This window comes from Aliiroseovarius marinus (genome assembly GCF_050881025.1).
Classification (GTDB): Bacteria; Pseudomonadota; Alphaproteobacteria; order Rhodobacterales; family Rhodobacteraceae; genus Aliiroseovarius; species Aliiroseovarius marinus_A.
Genome location: NZ_JBNNXQ010000001.1, coordinates 193,712 through 211,381, shown reverse-complemented (window position 1 = coordinate 211,381; position 17,670 = coordinate 193,712). Strand labels below are relative to the sequence as shown.

At 59.8% G+C, this 17,670-nt stretch carries 14 protein-coding genes; 3 read left to right on the top strand and 11 right to left on the bottom strand.

The window, feature by feature from the left end:
• Positions 1–2 precede the first annotated feature (2 nt).
• The 4 genes from ACRY08_RS00930 to ACRY08_RS00915 form a co-directional block, all read right to left on the bottom strand.
• Positions 3–1,424 (bottom strand): type II and III secretion system protein family protein, encoded by a 1,422-nt coding sequence (locus ACRY08_RS00930; RefSeq protein ID WP_432447931.1) that lies wholly within the window; start codon positions 1,422–1,424, stop codon positions 3–5.
• 230 nt (positions 1,425–1,654) lie between these two features.
• On the bottom strand, positions 1,655–2,494 hold the full coding sequence (gene cpaB / locus ACRY08_RS00925; protein ID WP_432447930.1) for a Flp pilus assembly protein CpaB: 840 nt from the start codon (positions 2,492–2,494) through the stop codon (positions 1,655–1,657).
• A gap of 249 nt (positions 2,495–2,743) precedes the next feature.
• A complete protein-coding gene (locus tag ACRY08_RS00920; protein WP_432447929.1) occupies positions 2,744–2,938 on the bottom strand; it encodes a Flp family type IVb pilin in 195 nt (64 codons plus the stop codon).
• A gap of 80 nt (positions 2,939–3,018) precedes the next feature.
• Positions 3,019–3,213 (bottom strand): Flp family type IVb pilin, encoded by a 195-nt coding sequence (locus ACRY08_RS00915; protein ID WP_432447929.1) that lies wholly within the window; start codon positions 3,211–3,213, stop codon positions 3,019–3,021.
• 443 nt (positions 3,214–3,656) lie between these two features.
• On the opposite strand from ACRY08_RS00915, the gene ACRY08_RS00910 reads away from it, so the two are divergent.
• Both ACRY08_RS00910 and ACRY08_RS00905 read left to right on the top strand, forming a co-directional pair.
• Positions 3,657–4,487, top strand: coding sequence for a lytic transglycosylase domain-containing protein (locus ACRY08_RS00910; protein WP_432447928.1), 831 nt, complete (start codon positions 3,657–3,659; stop codon positions 4,485–4,487).
• A complete protein-coding gene (locus ACRY08_RS00905; protein WP_432447927.1) occupies positions 4,480–5,922 on the top strand; it encodes a UbiA family prenyltransferase in 1,443 nt (480 codons plus the stop codon). Before ACRY08_RS00910 ends, ACRY08_RS00905 begins: the two co-directional genes overlap by 8 nt.
• A gap of 255 nt (positions 5,923–6,177) precedes the next feature.
• Here ACRY08_RS00905 and ACRY08_RS00900 read toward each other — a convergent pair whose 3' ends face one another.
• From ACRY08_RS00900 to topA, 7 genes are all read right to left on the bottom strand, one after another.
• Complete coding sequence (locus tag ACRY08_RS00900; RefSeq protein WP_432447926.1) at positions 6,178–6,927, bottom strand: SDR family oxidoreductase; 750 nt, start codon at positions 6,925–6,927, stop codon at positions 6,178–6,180.
• A gap of 5 nt (positions 6,928–6,932) precedes the next feature.
• The gene (locus ACRY08_RS00895) at positions 6,933–8,246 is read right to left on the bottom strand and encodes an FAD-binding protein (protein ID WP_432447925.1); all 1,314 of its coding nucleotides are present in this window, start codon (positions 8,244–8,246) and stop codon (positions 6,933–6,935) included.
• A 4-nt stretch (positions 8,247–8,250) separates the two neighbouring features.
• On the bottom strand, positions 8,251–9,261 hold the full coding sequence (locus tag ACRY08_RS00890; RefSeq protein WP_432447924.1) for a lysylphosphatidylglycerol synthase transmembrane domain-containing protein: 1,011 nt from the start codon (positions 9,259–9,261) through the stop codon (positions 8,251–8,253).
• 106 nt (positions 9,262–9,367) lie between these two features.
• On the bottom strand, positions 9,368–10,153 hold the full coding sequence (locus ACRY08_RS00885; RefSeq protein WP_432447923.1) for a YoaP domain-containing protein: 786 nt from the start codon (positions 10,151–10,153) through the stop codon (positions 9,368–9,370).
• 117 nt (positions 10,154–10,270) lie between these two features.
• Positions 10,271–10,900, bottom strand: coding sequence for a 3-oxoacid CoA-transferase subunit B (locus tag ACRY08_RS00880; RefSeq protein ID WP_432447922.1), 630 nt, complete (start codon positions 10,898–10,900; stop codon positions 10,271–10,273).
• A gap of 3 nt (positions 10,901–10,903) precedes the next feature.
• Positions 10,904–11,599: a CoA transferase subunit A gene (locus ACRY08_RS00875; protein ID WP_432447921.1), complete on the bottom strand. Its 696-nt coding sequence runs from the start codon at positions 11,597–11,599 to the stop codon at positions 10,904–10,906.
• 609 nt (positions 11,600–12,208) lie between these two features.
• Entirely contained in the window at positions 12,209–14,758 is a 2,550-nt protein-coding gene (gene topA, locus ACRY08_RS00870) for a type I DNA topoisomerase (RefSeq protein WP_432447920.1), read from the bottom strand.
• Positions 14,759–15,068: 310 nt separating this feature from the next.
• Between topA and ACRY08_RS00865 the strand changes: the two genes are divergently transcribed.
• A complete protein-coding gene (locus tag ACRY08_RS00865) occupies positions 15,069–17,609 on the top strand; it encodes an ATP-dependent helicase (protein WP_432448828.1) in 2,541 nt (846 codons plus the stop codon).
• Positions 17,610–17,670 lie beyond the last annotated feature (61 nt).

The following is a 17,670-nucleotide window of genomic DNA, read 5'->3' as shown; positions in this document are numbered from 1 at the left end:
TCTCAGTCCTCCATCACGTAGCCGTAGGACCCAGAGAAGTCCTGTTGCGCAACTTCGCCCGCAGCCCCTTTCGCGGGGCGGTTGGGGGCGGCGGTTTTGCCAAAGAGGAACAGGTCCTTTTCAGATGGCGGGCGGATGCGGTCGGTGGGCACTGCCAGCACGTCACCGCGTGTCGGCGTGACCATATGGGCGGTCACGATGATGACCAGTTCGGATTGCGCACGTTCATATTCGGTCGACCGGAACAGGGCGCCCAGCACCGGGATATCACCCAGCCACGGCACCGAGCCGATCAGATCGGTAAACTCATCTTCGATCAGCCCGGCGATGGCAAAGCTTTCACCATCCCGCATTTCCACGGTGGTCGAGGTTTCGCGGCGGCGGAACGAGTTCACGCTGATATTGCCGCCATCAAAGGCCACCGAGTTGTCCAGACCGGACACGGCCGCTTTCATGGTCAGGTTGATCAGATCATCGCCCAAGACGCGCGGCGTAAAGCTGAGCTCGACACCGAAGGGTTTATATTCGATCGAGATCGCGCCCTCTTCGTTCGAGATCGGGATCGGGTATTCGCCACCGGCCAGGAACGAGGCTTCCTGACCCGAGAGGGCGGTCAGGTTCGGTTCGGCCAACGTGCGGATAACGCCTTTGCTTTCAAGGGCTTCCAGCAAAACATTCATCTGCAGGCTGCCAGCGCCAAAGTTGAAGAGCATGCCGCCTTTTGATCCCTCAGCCAGCACAACCGGGTCTGACGAGGTGCGGCTCGCATTGGCGCCGCTGATCAGCGTGCCGGTGCCTGCCTGTGTGCCAACACTGCCAACATTGCCGCCAAAACGGATCGAGCTGGACAGCGACTTGCGCACGGTGCGGCTCATTTCGGCAAAGCGGACTTTCAGCATCACCTGCTGGTTGCCGCCGACCGTCATCAGGTTCGATACACGTTCGGGCGCGTAGCGTTCAGCCAGTTCCAGAGCGCGGTCCAGATTGGCCACGGTCGACACCATGCCCGACATGACCACACCGTCATTGGCGGTGCGCACTTCGATCTGTTCACCGGGAAGGATCTGGCGCAGACGTTCTTTGAATTCGGCGATGTCAGGGGACACATGGACCTCGACATTCGAAATCAGCTTGCCGTCGCCGCCCAACAGGGTCAGCGTGGTTCGGCCGGGCGCCTTGCCCAGCACGTAAATTGTACGGTCCGAAAGGGTCGAGATATCCGCAATGCCGGGATTGGCAATCGAAAGCTCGGCAAATGGTGCGTCGCTTTCCACAACCACGGCCCGGTTCATCGGCACCTTCAGGGCGCTTGATGGCCCGCCGCTCATGACGCGCAGGGTTTCTGCACTAGTACCGATTGGCGCTGATGCGACTCCAAACGCAAGGCCCACGAGGGCCGCCTTGATAAATCTGTCAATTTTCATGTGATCCTGCCTCTCTGATCACGTGTCGATAGGTGGGTCATTGCCCGGTTCTTTGCCTCGGATCTTTGTGTCCGATGACGGATGTTTTCATCCAATTAAAAGCGACCCTGCGTTAGAAATCGAAAAAATGCAAGAATCAATGCCTTGCCCTGCCAATTTCATGTGGAGATGTCGCAACAATGCCCGGCCACGCATGAGGCGGACCGGGCATCTAAGGGGTAACCTGTCGGTTATTCCGGGCAGGCGATCTGAGTTTCGATGATCTCGGCGCCGCGGCGCGTGCGCACGGTGCAGACCTCTTTTTCCTTGGCGACCGTTTCGCCGGTGAACTCGCTTTGGTCCACTTCAACCGCGTCAGACACGGTGTCATCCTTGGCGCCCACAAGGGACAAAGACAGGTTGCCGGTGGCTTGCGCCTGGGCAAGGGCCGCAACCTGACGGGGGGTGACTTCGACGGTGACCGTACGGGCGATGGTGGGGGCGGATTGGTCGCTGTCTGCGATCTGGTCTACCGCGATCAGCTGAACGCCCGGCAAGATCAGTTTGGTTACACCGCTGGTGCCACCACCAAGTTCGCTGGCACCGCGACCGGTCCAGTAGACATCGACACGGTCACCGGGGCGCAGGAAGCCTGACACGCCCGAGGACACGTCAACCTTGATGGCAAAAGCGCGCATGCCCGCTGACAGGCGCGAACTGACGCCCGCATCGGCCCCCGGTTTGGTCACTTTCACCTGCATCAGGGCTTCGTCTTTTTCCATGGCCCGCAACACGGTACGGAATTTCTTTTCGCCATCGGGGAAAATCTCGGCCAGGGCGCGGAACGTGCCATCGGGAATGGCGTTCTCAGGCCAGCGCACCGGGCGAATGTCCGCCTCGGTCAGCTGTTCGCCATAGCGAAGCCCGCGATTGACGACAAAGACTTCAACCGTCGGCACAGCGTTTGCACGCGCGGCGCGTTCGGCGTCCAGTTGGGCCTGATAGGCGCCAATATAGTCCTTCGCCATGAAGACAGCGAAGCCAGCAAGGCCCACGCCAATGATAAGGACAAGTCCGAATACCAGCCGCATGTTGTTTCCTTTCACTCGGATCGGATCTGCCCACCTGGGCAGCCGATGGATCGGTCATGCTGTGATGTGACCACCCAATTGGGGCAAAATATGGCACAAAGCGTGAATTTTGAATGAATTTCACATAATTTGGCAACAATCCAGAGGCAAATTCCGGCGGGTGCCCTGCGCCTGTGCCGCGCAGTCTTAACGGAAAAGACCGCGCCCGGTAGGGGACGCGGTCCTTTGCCTTGGTCTTTCGACCGACGCTTAGAAGTGCGTCATGATGGTCATGGTCGACAGGCTCGACGAGATCTTGTTGGTCAGCTCTTCGGTGCCGCCCGAAACCGAGCTCAGCACGGCCAGGCCGAGGCCCACGATGGCTGCGGTCAGAACAACCCAGTCAACAGTTACAGCGCCGTCTTCGTCGGCTTTGAAGGTCTTGATCATTTCGAACAGTTTCATAATTTCGCTCCTTAGAAACTTTGATTTGGGGTGGAGCCCGAAGGCTCCGAGTTAGGGATCACTTCGATCGCTTGTGCGACTTAGAAGTGCGTCATGATGGTCATGGTCGACAGGCTCGACGAAATCTTGTTCGTCAGCTCTTCGGTGCCGCCCGAAACCGAGCTCAGCACGGCAAGGCCCAGGCCCACGATGGCTGCGGTCAGAACGACCCAGTCAACAGTTACAGCGCCGTCTTCGTCGGCCTTGAAAGTTTTGATCATTTCGAACAGTTTCATTTTCCAGTTCCTCCGAAAGGTGCTCGTCTGTGTTACTAACCTTGGCGCCTTGGTGTTTCGTGTTGCCCTCAGCGCTGCTTGGCATGGATGCTAATAAGCCCTTGGATTGGGGCGAGAGTTGGGCAGGTTTCGTACCTTTTCTGGCTTAACGCATTTTTTGCAGGCTTTTTGTTTATCCCATTGAAATTAAAAGAAATCTTTTCTTAAAAACTTGGATTTATTAACCAAAACACCCGCGCAGCCGTGTTCAATAGGGTTAAAATTGAAGGAAAATCTGGTTCTTTTGCGCTGAATCTGCCAAAACCGATGCAAAGAAAATGCGATTTGCCCGGACAAAAAAGACAGGCTGTTCGGGAAGCGTAAAAAACAAATTTGGCGGCACGGTCCGGTTTCAGCTCCAAAGGGGCGAGGCTTGACCCCATAACAGAGCAGAGATCCGCACCATGCGGTTGCGAAGATGCACAACTTTATTTGTGGCCCTTTGGGCTGGTGGCGTGCTCCATGCCGAGGGCGATCCTCCTCCGTTCGAGGATTTCACCTTCAAACGTGTGGGCGTGCCCAGCACGGGCGCACGGCGGATCACGGTTCAGATTGATCCGGCCCAGCAAGAGGCAGCTCGCAAAGCGGCCGACACAAGCACGACGCCAGACGCTGGCAGTTCAAGCCCGGCGACCCCAACGGCCTGGGATTGGTTCTGGACAGATATCTCTCCGAAATTCGCCGAAGAGGGGCGCAGCAATATATATGCAGCACTTGATCTTCTATCCGGGCGCGATGGGGTGCCCCAACCGCGATTGCAGCATTTGCAGGGCATTGCGCAGGCGCATGGCACAGATATTCTGCGCGCCACCGTGGGCACACGGGTGTCGCCTGCGCTTGTGCTGGCGTTGATCTCGGTGGAAAGCGCAGGCAAGGCGGATGCGTTAAGCGGGGCCGGGGCGCAGGGGCTGATGCAGCTGATTCCTGACACTGCCGCGCGGTTCGGCGTGACCGACAGCACGGACCCTGCGCAGAACATCAAAGGCGGCGTGGCCTATCTGGCCTGGCTTTTGGAACATTTCGCGGGCGATCCGATCATGGCGCTGGCCGGTTATAACGCCGGCGAGAACGCGGTCACAGAAAATGGCGGTGTGCCGCCTTATGCCGAAACGCGTGCTTATGTGCCCAAGGTGCTGGCCGCGTGGCAGGTGGCGCGGGGCCTGTGTCTGACGCCGCCCGAGCTTTTAACAGATGGATGTGTTTTCGCGGTAAAGGGAGCGAATTCGAATGGCTGACAAGAAAGTGGCAAAGCCGCTGGTTTTGGATGTGGATGGCACGTTTTTGCGCACCGATATGTTGTTCGAGTGCTTTTGGGCCGGCATGGGCAAAGACCCGATTGGCACCTTAAAAGCCAGCTTCGCGCATTTTCGCGCCCCGGCGCGGCTGAAGGCCGAGTTGGCCGAGATTGCCCAGCTGCGCACCGATCTTTTGCCGGTCGAAGAAGAGGTGCTGGATTTGGCACGCGCGGCGCAGGCCGAAGGGCGCGAGGTCATTCTGGCCTCGGCCTCACATGAACCTTTGGTCAAGCAGCTGGCCGCCGATCATGACCTGTCCGAGCGGGTTTTTGCCTCGGATGGCGTGGTGAACCTGAAGGGCAAGCACAAGGCCGCGGCCTTGGTTGAGGCGTTTGGCGAGAGCGGCTTTGACTATGGCGGCAATGCGCCCGTGGACCGCGCGGTCTGGGATCACGCAGAGGGTGCGTTGGTCGTGGGGGACGAGGCCTCGGCCCGCGCGATGGAGGACAAGGGCAAGTCTGTCACCCGCGTGACCGGCGGCTGGCGCATGAAAGACGTGATGAAAAGCTTCCGGCCGCACCAGTGGGTGAAGAACGTGCTTTTGCTTGTGCCGATGATTGCTGCCCATGCGTTTGACGCGGGCACTTTGGTCGCGGCGGTGCTGGGGATCATCGCGTTCTCGGCGGCAGCGTCCTCGATCTATCTGGTGAATGATCTTTTGGACCTTGAAGCGGACCGGTTGCACGTCAAGAAATGCAAACGCCCCTTTGCAGCCGGAACCGTGCCCATTCAGGTGGGCATGGCCAGTTTCTTTGTGCTGGCGGCGATAGCGCTGGGGGTGGCAGCGTCACTCAGCTGGGCCTTCCTTGGGGTTGTGGCCTTCTATATGGCCCTGTCTTTGGCCTATTCGCTGAAGCTCAAGCGTCTGCGCTGGGTGGATATCGCGATGCTGGCCTCTCTTTATACCCTGCGTGTGGTCGCGGGTGCCGCGGCCACCGGGATCTATGTGTCGGGTTATCTTCTGGTCTTCATTTTCCCGGTGTTCTTGGCGCTGGGCTGCGTGAAACGCCTGACCGAGCTGACCTTGGCGACGTCTGACGAGCGTCTGCCCGGACGCGGATATGGCCGCCCCGACCGCCCGGACCTTCTGAACGTGGCGGGGATTGGCGTGGTGGCCGCGCTGGTGTCGTTTTTCCTTTACAGCTTCACCGAACAGGCGCTGGGCCTTTACAAGACGCAGTGGCTGATCTGGGTGGCGGAGCTGCCGCTCGCTTGGTGGATGATCCGCATGGTGCGGTTGGGCTGGTATGGCAAGCAGGACTATGACCCGATTGTTTTTGCCATGAAGGACAAACGTGGCATTGGCCTGATGCTGATCACCATTGCGATCATGTTCTACGCCGCGGGCCTGTGGCAAGAATGGTTCGGGATGTGAGAGCGGGTTTCCTCCCGCCCGGAGAGCACGGCCTGACGGCCTGTACTCCGGTTGGGGGTGGCCTCGCTGCGCTCGGCTGATGTCGTGCCTTAGGCGAGGGTAGTTCGGTCAAGAAGAAGGAGCCTTCTTTCTTCTTGATTGCGATACCTCGGGGATCGTCAAATCTCTGATTTGGCGAAAGGGGCAGCGCCCCTTAGGCTCATGACCAAAGGGCATGAGCCACCGATGACGGGCTGGGACGCCCCAAAGGGCGGTTCAGATCGACATCTTCTTGAAGATCATTTCCGGGATATGGCGGATGATCAGCATGATATAGCGCCAGAAAAACGGCGTGTAGATCGTGTTCTTTTGCTTTTTCACAGCCTTCAGGATGTCCTGCGCCACCTTTTGCGGCGAGGCCACAAGGAACATGCCCTCGATTCCCCAGGTCATGGCCGTATCCACAAAGCCCGGCTTCACGGTGACCACATGGCCGCCCGCGCGGGTCAGGCGGTTGCGCAGGCCCGACAGATAGGTGGCGAAGCCCGCCTTGGCCGATCCGTAGACATAGTTGCCAATGCGGCCGCGATCGCCTGCGACCGATCCCACGCCAACCACGGTGCCGGCTTCGCGGGCTTCGATCACCGGGGCGAGCATGGTCAGGAAGGCGGCTGGCCCCGTGTGGCTGTCTTTCACCACGCCCTCGATCAGGCTGGGGTCCGCGTCGATGGCCTCTTGTTCGGGCATGGAGCCGACAAAGACGGCGGCATTGATCACGCCGTCCTGCGCTTCGGCCGCCTTGATGATCGGCGCAAATGTCGCGATGTCGCGGGCGTCGAATTTCATCGCCTGTGCCTCGACCCCGCGCGCGGCCAGGTCCGTGGCCGAGCGTTTCAGGTCGTCCATATCGCGGCCTGCAAGGATCACGCTGGCGCCTTCATCCGCCACCGCATGGGCAAAGGCGCGCGCCATCGAGGAGGTGGCGCCAAGGATGATCCAGCAGTGGTTCTGTGTCATGTCACTCATCTTTCTTACCCCGCCTCGCGCAGGTTCAAACGGCGCACCATATCGGTGGCCAGCGCCCCATCGGGATCGGCCTTGTTCACCAGCTTCACCCAATCGGCATGTTCAGGATACATCGCCTTGATCGCGGGCCCCGTGGCCAGCGCGTCTTTGGCCAGATAAAGCCGTCCGCCCGCATCCACGGTCATGTCTTCCAGCATGGCAATCAGGTCGCGCGCGCCCTCGCGGGCGGGGAAGTCCACGGCCAGCGTATAGCCTTCCATCGGGAAGCTCATATGGCCGGCACGCCCGGTGCCCATGCGTTTCAGCACGGCCAGCGGCGAGGCCAGCCCGGCGCCGGCAATCTCTTCCAGCATCTTTTTCAGCGCATCGGCCTGATCCAGCGGGACGACATTCTGGAACTGGTAAAAGCCCCGTTTGCCGTAAAGCCGGTTCCAGTCGTGGATCTTGTCGAGCGGGAAGAAAAAGTCGTCGATCCGTTTCACGGTGGACCGGCCCGAGCTTGGCACCCGGCGGTAGTAAGCGTTGTTGAACATCCGCACGACGGGGCCGGACAATGCGAAATTCGGCGCGTCCAGCGGCACGGATTTCGAGGGCTTGGCCTTGGGCAGAAGCCCCGCCGCCAGTTCGGCCTCTTCCACGATGCCGCGGCCCAGAGCGTCACCCGTGGCGGTGGCGTCGATCCAGCCCACCGAGTAGGTGGCGGTGCTGGCGTCCAAAAGCGACAGATGCTCCTCCCAGCCGCTGGCGCGGCGTTCCGTGACCATCATCACGTCGCCGGGGCAGGGTTTCAGCTGCAGTTTCGCCTCGGCGATCACGCCGGTCTGGCCGATCCCGCCCATGGTGGCGCGGAAAAGCCCTGCGTTGCGACCCGGCGTCGCCACGGTGCGCTTGTCGCCATTGAGCAGCGTGACCGACAGCACATGCTGACCGAAGCTGCCTTCGTTGTGGTGGTTCTTGCCATGCACGTCCTGTGCGATGCAGCCGCCGACAGTGGCAAAGCCCGTGCCGGGCATGACGGCAGGAAACCAGCCTTGCGGGGCAAAGATATGAGCCAGCTCGCCAATGGTGATCCCGGCTTCGACCGTGACCACGCCTGTCTCTGCGTCAAACGCGATAATCCGGTTCATCCGGGTCATGTCGATGGCGCGGCCTTCGTCGTTCAGGGGGGCGTCGCCATAGGACCGGCGGTTGCCAATGGCGGGCGCCGGGCTGTCTGCGACAATCGCTTTCAGGCTGCGTGCGCGTTCCGGGCGGGCCAGCTCACCTTTGGCCGTGAGCACGCGCCCCCATCCGGCATATTCTGTTGTTTTCCAAACCATGTACTTATCTCAGTGATTTACGCTCGGCGATGGGGAAGATGGCAAGGCCAATCCCGATCGCAAACCAAAGCGTGGTTACGCGAATGATGGCGGTTGCGGGCAGCGAGACCTCAAGCGGCACGCCTTCCAGTGACAGAAGGGCGACCATGGCGGCCTCGGCCCCGCCGACCCCGCCCGGTGCGCCGGTCAGGCCACCTGCAAGGGTCGAAAAGACGAAAATGGCAACGGCTTTGGCAAAGCCGATATCGGCCCCCATCCACATCAAAAGCAGATGAAAGGCATAGCCTTCAGCGATCCAGCCAATGACGCCCACAAGGGCGGCGATGGCGATCAGCGTGGGCGAGGTGAAGGCCGACAGGGAATGAGCAGCCCGCCGGACCTTGGCCCAAAGCCGGGCAAAGCGCCCGGTGATGCGGTGCCCCATCGTGGCCATCCAGGCCAGAAGGCGCGGGCGGGTGGCCGCAAAGGCGGCGATCAGCGCCAGGATGGTCACGGGCAAGCCGCCCGCGATCCCGGTGGTGGAAAAGGCCAGCGCCAGCCCAAGGATCAGCGCCATGGCCGTCAGGTCTGACGCCCGGTCGATCAGCACAAGCGGCGCTGTGCGTTCAAAGGCCCAACCGGTTTCGCGTTTGAGCCAGCGCATGCGCACCAGTTCCCCCACACGGCCCGGCGTGACCGACATGGCAAAGCCGCCAAGGAAATGGCGCAGGTCCTGCATCAACCCCGTGGGCAGACCCAGCTTGCGGGCAAAAATATGCCAGCGCAGCCCGCGAAAGAGGTAATTGACAAGGCTCAGCCCCAGAAGGGCCGAGAACTGCACCCAAGAGAGTTTCATCAACTGGTGTTTGGTCTCTTCCCAGCCCGTGGCGGCGGCCAGCCCGATCAGCCCGGCCAGCACCAGCGTAAAGAGGCCAAGCAAGATAAGGGTATCACGCAGCCTCCGGTTGGGGCTGGTGGCGGATCCGTTTCGGGATTGTTTCCCGATTGCGGACGGTTCTGGGTTTACACTGCTCATTGTCATTGCCCGGCTTATGGCGGGAGATTGCGGCGAGATTATGAAACAATCAGGGGGAATGCGAGGGAAAACGCGCAATCAGGAACCAAAGCGGCAAGCTGCCCAGTCAGCCCGCCTTGGCCACCGCCCCTTTGACCGCCTTGTCAAACCGGCTGTCCATACAGGCGCTGAGGTCGGTGGTCACGAACCGCCCGTCCACAAAGAGGCTGAAGATCGTGGCGGGCGAGGGGGCCTTTTGTGCGGCCTCCAGCGTGTCGAGCTTCACCACCTTCAGGTCCAGCCCACGCTTTTCGCAGGTCTCGGCCAAGGAGGTCTGGATGTGAAATTCGGTAAAGGGGCAGCGGTTCGAGTAATAGGCGGTCACGCCTTTTTCCCCAGCGATCTGCCCCGTTCGCGCGCATTCGTTGAAGCGCGGGGGTGGGCCAGCGGGCGCCGCGTCACAGGGCAGGGCCAGCAGGGAAAAGCCGCTGTCCGTGTGATCAACCTCGGTGAACCCCTGCCGGATCAGCCATTTACCATCGCTCTGAAAATGCATCTTCTTGCGCCCGGCGATGGCCAAAAGCCCGTGGCGGCCCTGACTGCGGGCGGCCTCCAGCGCGTCGTGCAACAGCGCCTTGCCGTGCCCGTGCCCCTTGAACCGGCCCGAGACCCAGAAACAGCCCATCATCATCCACCCCGGCGCCGTCACCGGCACCCAAGCGGCCTCAGCCGGGCCAAATTCAATGAAGATTTTGCCGCGTTCGTCCAGTTTTCGAAAGCGGTAGCCATGGGCGTATTCGCGCGCCAGCCAGTCTTTCTTGGCCTGATAGCCATCTGCGCATTTCTTGTCGGAAAAGGCGCAGCAGATATGTTCGTCTGGCAGTGTGTCGGGGGGCAGGGTCAAATAAGCCATGGCGGGTCCTCTGCGCCCAGATTGCACGGTGTCGACATCTGCACCATGACACAGGTCAGCCCGCAACGAAAAAGGCCCCGCGAACGGAGCCTTTCGTGTTTGTGTCAGAGTCAGCGATCAGTTGACGATCTTGGCCTCGGTGGCGGCGCGCAGCTCGTCCTCGGTCACGCCATCGGCGCATTCGACGATTTTCAAGCCACCTTCGACCACATCCAGCACACCCAGATTGGTGATGATGCGGTCCACGACCGATTTGCCGGTCAGGGGCAGGGTGCATTCTTTCAGCACTTTTGAATCACCATGCTTGTTGGTGTGATCCATCACAACCACCACGCGGCCAACACCGGCCACAAGGTCCATCGCGCCGCCCATGCCTTTCACCAGCTTGCCGGGGATCATCCAGTTGGCCAGATCGCCGTTTTCAGCCACTTCCATCGCGCCCAGGATCGCCATGGCGATCTTGCCGCCACGGATCATGCCAAACGACATCGAGCTGTCGAAATAGGCGGTCTGGGGCAGTTCGGTGATGGTCTGCTTACCTGCGTTGATCAGGTCAGCGTCGATCTCGTCCTCGGTCGGGAAGGGGCCCATGCCCAGCATGCCGTTTTCCGACTGCAGCGTTACGGTGACGCCTTCGGGGATGTAGTTCGAGACCAGCGTCGGGATGCCGATGCCAAGGTTCACATACCAGCCGTCTTGCAGTTCCTGTGCCGCGCGGGCGGCCATTTGGTTTCTGTCCCAAGCCATGTCTTATGCCTCCCGAATGGTGCGTTGTTCGATGCGCTTCTCGTGCTCACCTTGAATGATGCGATGCACGTAGATGCCGGGCAGGTGGATCGCGTCGGGATCCAGCGAGCCGGTGGGCACGATTTCCTCGACCTCAACCACACAGGTCTTACCGCACATGGCGGCGGGCGGGTTGAAGTTGCGGGCGGTCTTGCGGAAGATCAGGTTGCCGGTTTCATCGGCTTTCCAGGCTTTCACGATGGAGAGATCGGCAAAAATGCCTTCCTCCATGATGTATTCTTCACCGTTGAACATCTTCACGTCTTTGCCTTCGGCAATCACGGTGCCCACACCGGTTTTGGTGTAGAAACCGGGGATGCCGTGACCGGCGGCGCGCATGCGTTCGGCCAGAGTGCCCTGCGGGTTGAACTCCAGCTCCAGCTCGCCCGACAGGTACTGGCGCATGAACTCGGCGTTTTCGCCCACATAGGACGAAATCATCTTCTTCACCTGCTTGGTCTGCAGCAGGATGCCGATGCCGAAATCATCAACGCCCGCGTTGTTGGAGGCGAAGGTCAAATTCTTCACGCCGCTGTCCTTGATGGCTTCCAAAAGAAGCTCGGGAATGCCGCAAAGCCCAAAGCCGCCGGCGGCAATCAGCATGTCGTCCGTCAAAAGCCCGTCCAGAGCTTCGGCGGCGCTGCCATATACCTTGTTCATGAAAGTGCCCTCTCGTCAGTTTCGTAGGTGTTCTGGCGCGAGGGGGCTGAGGAGTCAACGAAACTGGCACGAAATGCGGGGTTTCGGGTATTTCTACTTATCGGGCGTGGAAGATTGGAGCCGATTTCAGAAGCCTGCGTTGAACCCAGAGTGCGTTCTGCGTATCCGAGTTGTGAGCTGCAATTCCGCGTTAATAAACTTAGCTGTCCACCGTCCAAATCGCATACAGGGTGGCCGCTCCGAGAGCGGTGATCACCAAACCAACGACCTTGAAAACCCATCTTCCAACCTGCATTGATACACGATCGTAGCGTGGGTATTTCTTGCTTATAGCTCGCCGTATCGGATTGGTAAGCATGCTCAAATTATCCATCCAATCCCAGATAGGCCGCATCGAAACGACAAGGAATAGAACTCCAACTAGGAGTAAGGTGGTTCCAGTCAAACCAACAAATCCGGGGGCTGCCAAAGCTCTACTTTCTCATTTTCTCTAGGGAAGCTGCAAAGCTCAAACTGAGGGTCAAGTCAGCACTTCAATTGCTGGGTTTTGTTGCTAGGTCCAGAACCAAGCCCGATCCAGTTGCAGCGCACCACCATCGAATGATCATCCTAGCCGGCCTTCTTCTTGGCTGCAGCTTTCTTCTTCGGTGCTGCCTTCTTACGCGCAGGCTTCTTCTTCGCTGCCTTTTCCGCAATCCAACCCACGGCCATTTCCATGGTCACGTCGGCGGGTTCGACTTCTTTCGGGATCGTCGCGTTCACCTTGCCCCATTTCACGTAGGGACCATAGCGCCCGTCCAGCACGTTTACCGGTCCGCCCTCATCCGGGTGTTCGCCCAGTTCTTTCAAGGGCTTGGCGGCGGCACGCCCACGGCCACCGGGGTTCGCGCGTTTTTCTGCCAGCATCTCGACCGCGCGGTTCATGCCGATCTCGAACACATCCGCCGGGTCTTTCAGGTTCACATAGACGGGCTTCGCCTCGCCCTCGGCCTGATGCATGATGTAGGGCCCGAAGCGGCCGAAGTTCGACTTCACCTCGCCGCCATCCGGGTGTGCGCCAACGACGCGGGGCAGGGACAGCAGGATCAGCGCTTTTTCCAGCGTGATGTCGTCCTTGGACCAGCCCTTGGGCAGCGAGGCGCGAGGAGGCTTCTTGTTCTCGGGCGTGGGTTCGCCGCGCTGAACGTAAGGTCCGAAGCGGCCGGATTTCAGCCAAATCTCGTCACCATTGTCTTCACCCAGCAGACGCTCGTCCCCTTCAGCACCTTCACCAGCGATCGGGCGCGTATAGGTACATTCCGGGTAGTTGCCGCAACCGACGAAGCCGCCAGTGCGCGAGGTTTTCAGGTGCAGTTGACCTGTGCCGCATTTCGGGCAGATGCGCGGGTCGGACCCGTCTTCGCGCGGCGGGTACAGCTGGGGCGCAAGGGCTGCGTCCAGCTTGTCGAGCACCTCGGAAATCCTGAGTTCAGAGGTCTCGGCAATCGCGGCCGAGAAATCCCGCCAGAAGCGCGCCAGCACTTCTTTGTAATCCATGTCGCCCGCCGAAATCTCGTCGAGTTCCTCTTCGAGGTTCGCGGTGAATTCATAGCCCACATATTGACGGAAGAAGTTCATCAGGAAGATCGTGACGATGCGCCCCTTGTCCTCGGGGAACAGGCGGTTTTTGTCTTTGCGAACGTACTCGCGATCCTGAATGGTGGTGATCACCGACGCATAGGTCGAGGGGCGACCGATGCCCAGCTCTTCCATGCGTTTGACCAGCGTTGCCTCGGTATAGCGGGGCGGGGGCTGGGTGTGGTGTTGCTCGGGCGTGATGCCGGTCTTCTTGGCAGCCTCGCCTTCCATGATCTGGGGCAGGCGCTTGTCGTCGTCATCCACCACCTGATCATCGCGGCCTTCTTCATAGACCTTCAGGAATCCTTCGAAAACAACCACTTGCCCGGTTGCGCGCAGCACAACTTGGCCGTCATCCGATCCAACATCCACCGAGGTCCGCTCGAACCGTGCACTTTCCATCTGGCTGGCGAGGGTCCGTTTCCAAATCAGGTCGTAAAGCTTGCGCTGATCGGGTTCCAGCTTGGCCAAATCGCTGGCGGACACGGTCATATCCGTCGGGCGGATACATTCGTGCGCTTCCTGCGCGTTCTTGGCTTTGTTTTTGTAAATCCGCGGGTTGGCGGGGATGAAATCCTTGCCGTACCGGTCTGAAATCGCGTCACGCGCAGCCGCCACGGCCTCGGGCGCCATGTCGATCCCGTCGGTCCGCATGTAAGTGATGTAGCCTGCTTCATAGAGGCGCTGGGCGGTAGACATGGTTTGCCGCGCACCAAAGCCAAACTTGCGGCTGGCTTCCTGCTGCAGGGTCGAGGTCATGAAGGGCGGCGAGGGGTTGCGGGTGGCGGGTTTCGCCTCGACCGATTGCACGGCCAAATCGCGCGAGGAAATGGCCTGCACGGCCAGTTCGGCGGCGGTCTCGTTCTCAAGGTCGTAGCGGTCAAGCTTCTGGCCGCCCAATACCGTCAGGCGCGCCTCGAAATCCTGCCCGCGCGGGGTCTGCAAAAGCGCCTTCACCGACCAGTATTCACGGGCGTTAAACGCCTCGATCTCTTCCTCACGTTCGACGATCAGACGCAGGCAAACCGACTGAACACGGCCGGCAGACCGCGCACCGGGCAGTTTGCGCCACAACACGGGGCTGAGGTTGAACCCCACCAGATAGTCCAGCGCACGGCGGGCGAGGTATGCCTCGACCAGATCGCTGTCCACGTCGCGCGGGTTCTGCATGGCTTCGGTCACAGCTGATTTGGTGATCGCGTTGAAGACCACGCGGCTGACCGGCGTATCTTTCTTGACCGCACGGCGCTTGCGCAAAGCTTCTTCCAAGTGCCACGAAATCGCTTCCCCCTCGCGATCGGGGTCGGTTGCGAGAATAAGGTTGTTGTCGTCTTTCAGGGCCTCGGCAATGGCGCGCACATGTTTGGCGCTGTCGCGGCCCACTTCCCACGTCATGGCAAATTCGTTGTCGGTGTCGACCGAGCCATCTTTGGCGGGCAGGTCACGCACGTGACCGTAAGAGGCCAGTACCGTGTAATCCGACCCAAGATACTTGTTGATGGTCTTGGCTTTGGCCGGGCTTTCGACGACGACGACTGGCATGAACTTCCTCTCGACTCAGCTGCGCCATGAAATAATGGCAGTCTTTCTGGAGGCGTTAGATGTGTCGGGAAGGGGCGGCTTGTCAATGGGCACTCACTATATATAGGGGCACATTTCGCCGCGCCCCCTTTAGGGGGCGGAAAGTTTCGGCGGATTTTGTGGGGTGGCTGGAACAGATGTGGAACATGCTCTTCCCCTGTGGCGACGGCGTTGCTAAGAAGAGCAGATGAGCAGCATTGAGAATGACGACCTGATTGATGATTCCGATGACGGGGCAGGGGCGCCGCCTGTACCGCTGTCGCAGCGCGCGATGGGTGCGGCTTTGGGTGCGCGGTCTGCGCCCTATATGGAGGGCTTGAACCCCGCCCAACGCGAGGCGGTCGAAACGCTGCACGGTCCGGTTCTGATGCTGGCGGGCGCAGGCACGGGCAAGACCAAAGCCCTGACCACGCGGATTGCGCATCTTTTGACCACCGGGTCTGCGCGCACCAATGAAATTTTGGCTGTGACCTTTACGAATAAGGCCGCGCGCGAGATGAAGGAACGCGTCGCCGGGCTGCTGGGCCAGACGGTTGAAGGTATGCCATGGATGGGCACGTTTCACTCGATCTGTGTGAAGCTTCTGCGCCGACATGCCGAGCTGGTCGGGCTGAAAACCAACTTCACCATTCTGGACACGGACGACCAGATCCGGCTTTTGAAGCAGCTCATTGTCGCCAACAATATCGACGAAAAACGCTGGCCCGCGCGGCTGCTTGCGGGTGTGATCGACAATTGGAAAAACCGCGCGTGGACGCCCGAGGCGCTACCCGCGTCCGAGGCGCAGGCGTTCAATGACCGTGGGCCGGAGCTTTATGCGCAGTATCAAGAGCGGTTGAAGACGCTGAACGCTTGCGACTTTGGCGACCTGCTCTTGCATATGGTTACGATATTCCAGCAGCACGACGACATTCTGGCCAAATATCAAAGCTGGTTTCGCTACATACTTGTGGACGAATACCAAGATACCAACGTCGCCCAATATCTCTGGCTGCGCCTCTTGGCGGCAGGTCACAAAAACATCTGCTGTGTGGGCGATGATGACCAGTCGATCTATGGTTGGCGCGGGGCCGAGGTGGGCAATATCCTACGGTTTGAAAAGGATTTTCCGGGTGCCAAGGTGGTCCGGCTGGAGCAGAACTACCGCTCGACAGAACACATTTTGAAGGCTGCGTCTGGCGTCATCGCTGGTAATGAAAGCCGTCTGGGGAAAGAACTGTGGACAGCGGCCGAGGGCGGAGAAGAAGTCCGTCTGATTGGCCATTGGGATGGCGACGAAGAAGCGCGCTGGGTTGGCGAAGAAATCGAAAGCTTTTTCAATGGAAGCTCTCCAGTCGCGAGAAGAAGACAGAATATTCGGTCAGAACAGATGGCCAACGAAGTCAAACGCCTTGATGGCTTGGAAGCATTGCAGGGTTTGAATAGTAGGGAACAACTGCTGGATCGGCTGAAGGAACACCAAAGCTTCCTAGCTGATGAGAAAAGGCGAGATTTGTTGTGGGAGTTAACCACAAGACAGCAAGAGGGCCTTTCTCTCGCCGCGGCTTTCCAGAAATTTGGATACGATGAAATCGCCATCCTTGTGCGCGCCTCGCACCAGATGCGCGCCTTCGAAGATCGTTTCCTGACCATCGGCTTGCCCTATCGCGTGATCGGTGGGCCTCGGTTTTATGAACGTTTGGAGATCCGCGACGCGATGGCCTATTTCCGGCTCGCGGTCAGCCAAGACGACGATTTGGCGTTTGAACGCATCGTCAACACACCGCGCCGTGGACTGGGTGACAAAGCCGTGCAGACGATACAGATGCTGGCCCGCACCAACGGCGTCTCGCTGGTCGAAGGCGCACGCATCGCGGTCGAAACGGGCGCGATCAAGGGCAAGGGCGGCAAGGGGCTGGCCGCGCTGGTTGGCAACCTCGACCGCTGGTTCAACCAGCTGCGCGCCGAGGCCGACACCCATATCGAAATGGCCGAGGTGATCCTTGAGGAAAGCGGCTATACCGAGATGTGGCTCAATGACAAAACGCCCGAAGCGCCGGGCCGGCTTGAGAACCTCAAGGAACTTGTGAAAGCGCTGGAAAGCTTTGAAAACCTTCAGGGTTTTCTGGAACATGTCAGCCTGATCATGGACAATGATACGGATGACGCCGAGGAAAAAGTCACCATCATGACCCTGCACGCGGCCAAGGGGCTGGAGTATCCCGCCGTGTTCCTGCCGGGCTGGGAGGACGGGCTCTTTCCCTCCCAACGTTCGATGGATGAAAGCGGTCTCAAGGGCCTCGAAGAAGAACGCCGGCTGGCTTACGTGGGCATCACACGGGCCGAGGAGGTCTGCACCATCTCTTTCGCCGCCAACCGCCGCGTTTATGGCCAGTGGCAGTCGCAACTGCCCTCGCGTTTTGTCGATGAACTGCCCGAGGCCCATGTCGAGGTGCTGACCGCGCCGGGTCTATATGGCGGCGGTTATGGCGGCATGTCGGGTGATTTCGGAGGGTCTCCGCTGGAAGACAAAGCCAGCCGGGCAGATGCCTATAACTCGCCCGGTTGGAAGCGCATGCAGGCGCAGGTTGGGTCAGGGGGCAACTTGCGCGCCAAGCCCAGCCCGAATGAGGCACGCGGGTTGGTGATTGACGCCAATGCCGTGTCGTCCTTCACCCAAGGGGACCGCGTGTTTCACACCAAGTTTGGCTATGGCACCGTGATGGGCATCGAAGGCGACAAGCTGGACATCGAATTTGACAAGGCCGGCGCCAAGAAGGTTGTGGCCAAATTCGTTGTGCCCGCGGCCCAGGCCGGCGACACGCCGTTCTGAGCGCAATTTTCTTAAAATCCTGCCAATAACGGCCTTGGCGTAAACCCGCCCTTAGAACCTT

Excerpts from the sequence above, each read along its gene's own strand:
- ACRY08_RS00930 (WP_432447931.1), bottom strand. The coding sequence starts at position 1,424 with ATGAAAATTGACAGATTTATCAAGGCGGCCCTCGTGGGCCTTGCGTTT.
- cpaB (WP_432447930.1), bottom strand. The coding sequence starts at position 2,494 with ATGCGGCTGGTATTCGGACTTGTCCTTATCATTGGCGTGGGCCTTGCT.
- ACRY08_RS00920 (WP_432447929.1), bottom strand. The coding sequence starts at position 2,938 with ATGAAACTGTTCGAAATGATCAAGACCTTCAAAGCCGACGAAGACGGC.
- ACRY08_RS00915 (WP_432447929.1), bottom strand. The coding sequence starts at position 3,213 with ATGAAACTGTTCGAAATGATCAAAACTTTCAAGGCCGACGAAGACGGC.
- ACRY08_RS00910 (WP_432447928.1), top strand. The coding sequence starts at position 3,657 with ATGCGGTTGCGAAGATGCACAACTTTATTTGTGGCCCTTTGGGCTGGT.
- ACRY08_RS00905 (WP_432447927.1), top strand. The coding sequence starts at position 4,480 with ATGGCTGACAAGAAAGTGGCAAAGCCGCTGGTTTTGGATGTGGATGGC.
- ACRY08_RS00900 (WP_432447926.1), bottom strand. The coding sequence starts at position 6,927 with ATGAGTGACATGACACAGAACCACTGCTGGATCATCCTTGGCGCCACC.
- ACRY08_RS00895 (WP_432447925.1), bottom strand. The coding sequence starts at position 8,246 with ATGGTTTGGAAAACAACAGAATATGCCGGATGGGGGCGCGTGCTCACG.
- ACRY08_RS00890 (WP_432447924.1), bottom strand. The coding sequence starts at position 9,261 with ATGAGCAGTGTAAACCCAGAACCGTCCGCAATCGGGAAACAATCCCGA.
- ACRY08_RS00885 (WP_432447923.1), bottom strand. The coding sequence starts at position 10,153 with ATGGCTTATTTGACCCTGCCCCCCGACACACTGCCAGACGAACATATC.
- ACRY08_RS00880 (WP_432447922.1), bottom strand. The coding sequence starts at position 10,900 with ATGGCTTGGGACAGAAACCAAATGGCCGCCCGCGCGGCACAGGAACTG.
- ACRY08_RS00875 (WP_432447921.1), bottom strand. The coding sequence starts at position 11,599 with ATGAACAAGGTATATGGCAGCGCCGCCGAAGCTCTGGACGGGCTTTTG.
- topA (WP_432447920.1), bottom strand. The coding sequence starts at position 14,758 with ATGCCAGTCGTCGTCGTCGAAAGCCCGGCCAAAGCCAAGACCATCAAC.
- ACRY08_RS00865 (WP_432448828.1), top strand. The coding sequence starts at position 15,069 with ATGGGTGCGGCTTTGGGTGCGCGGTCTGCGCCCTATATGGAGGGCTTG.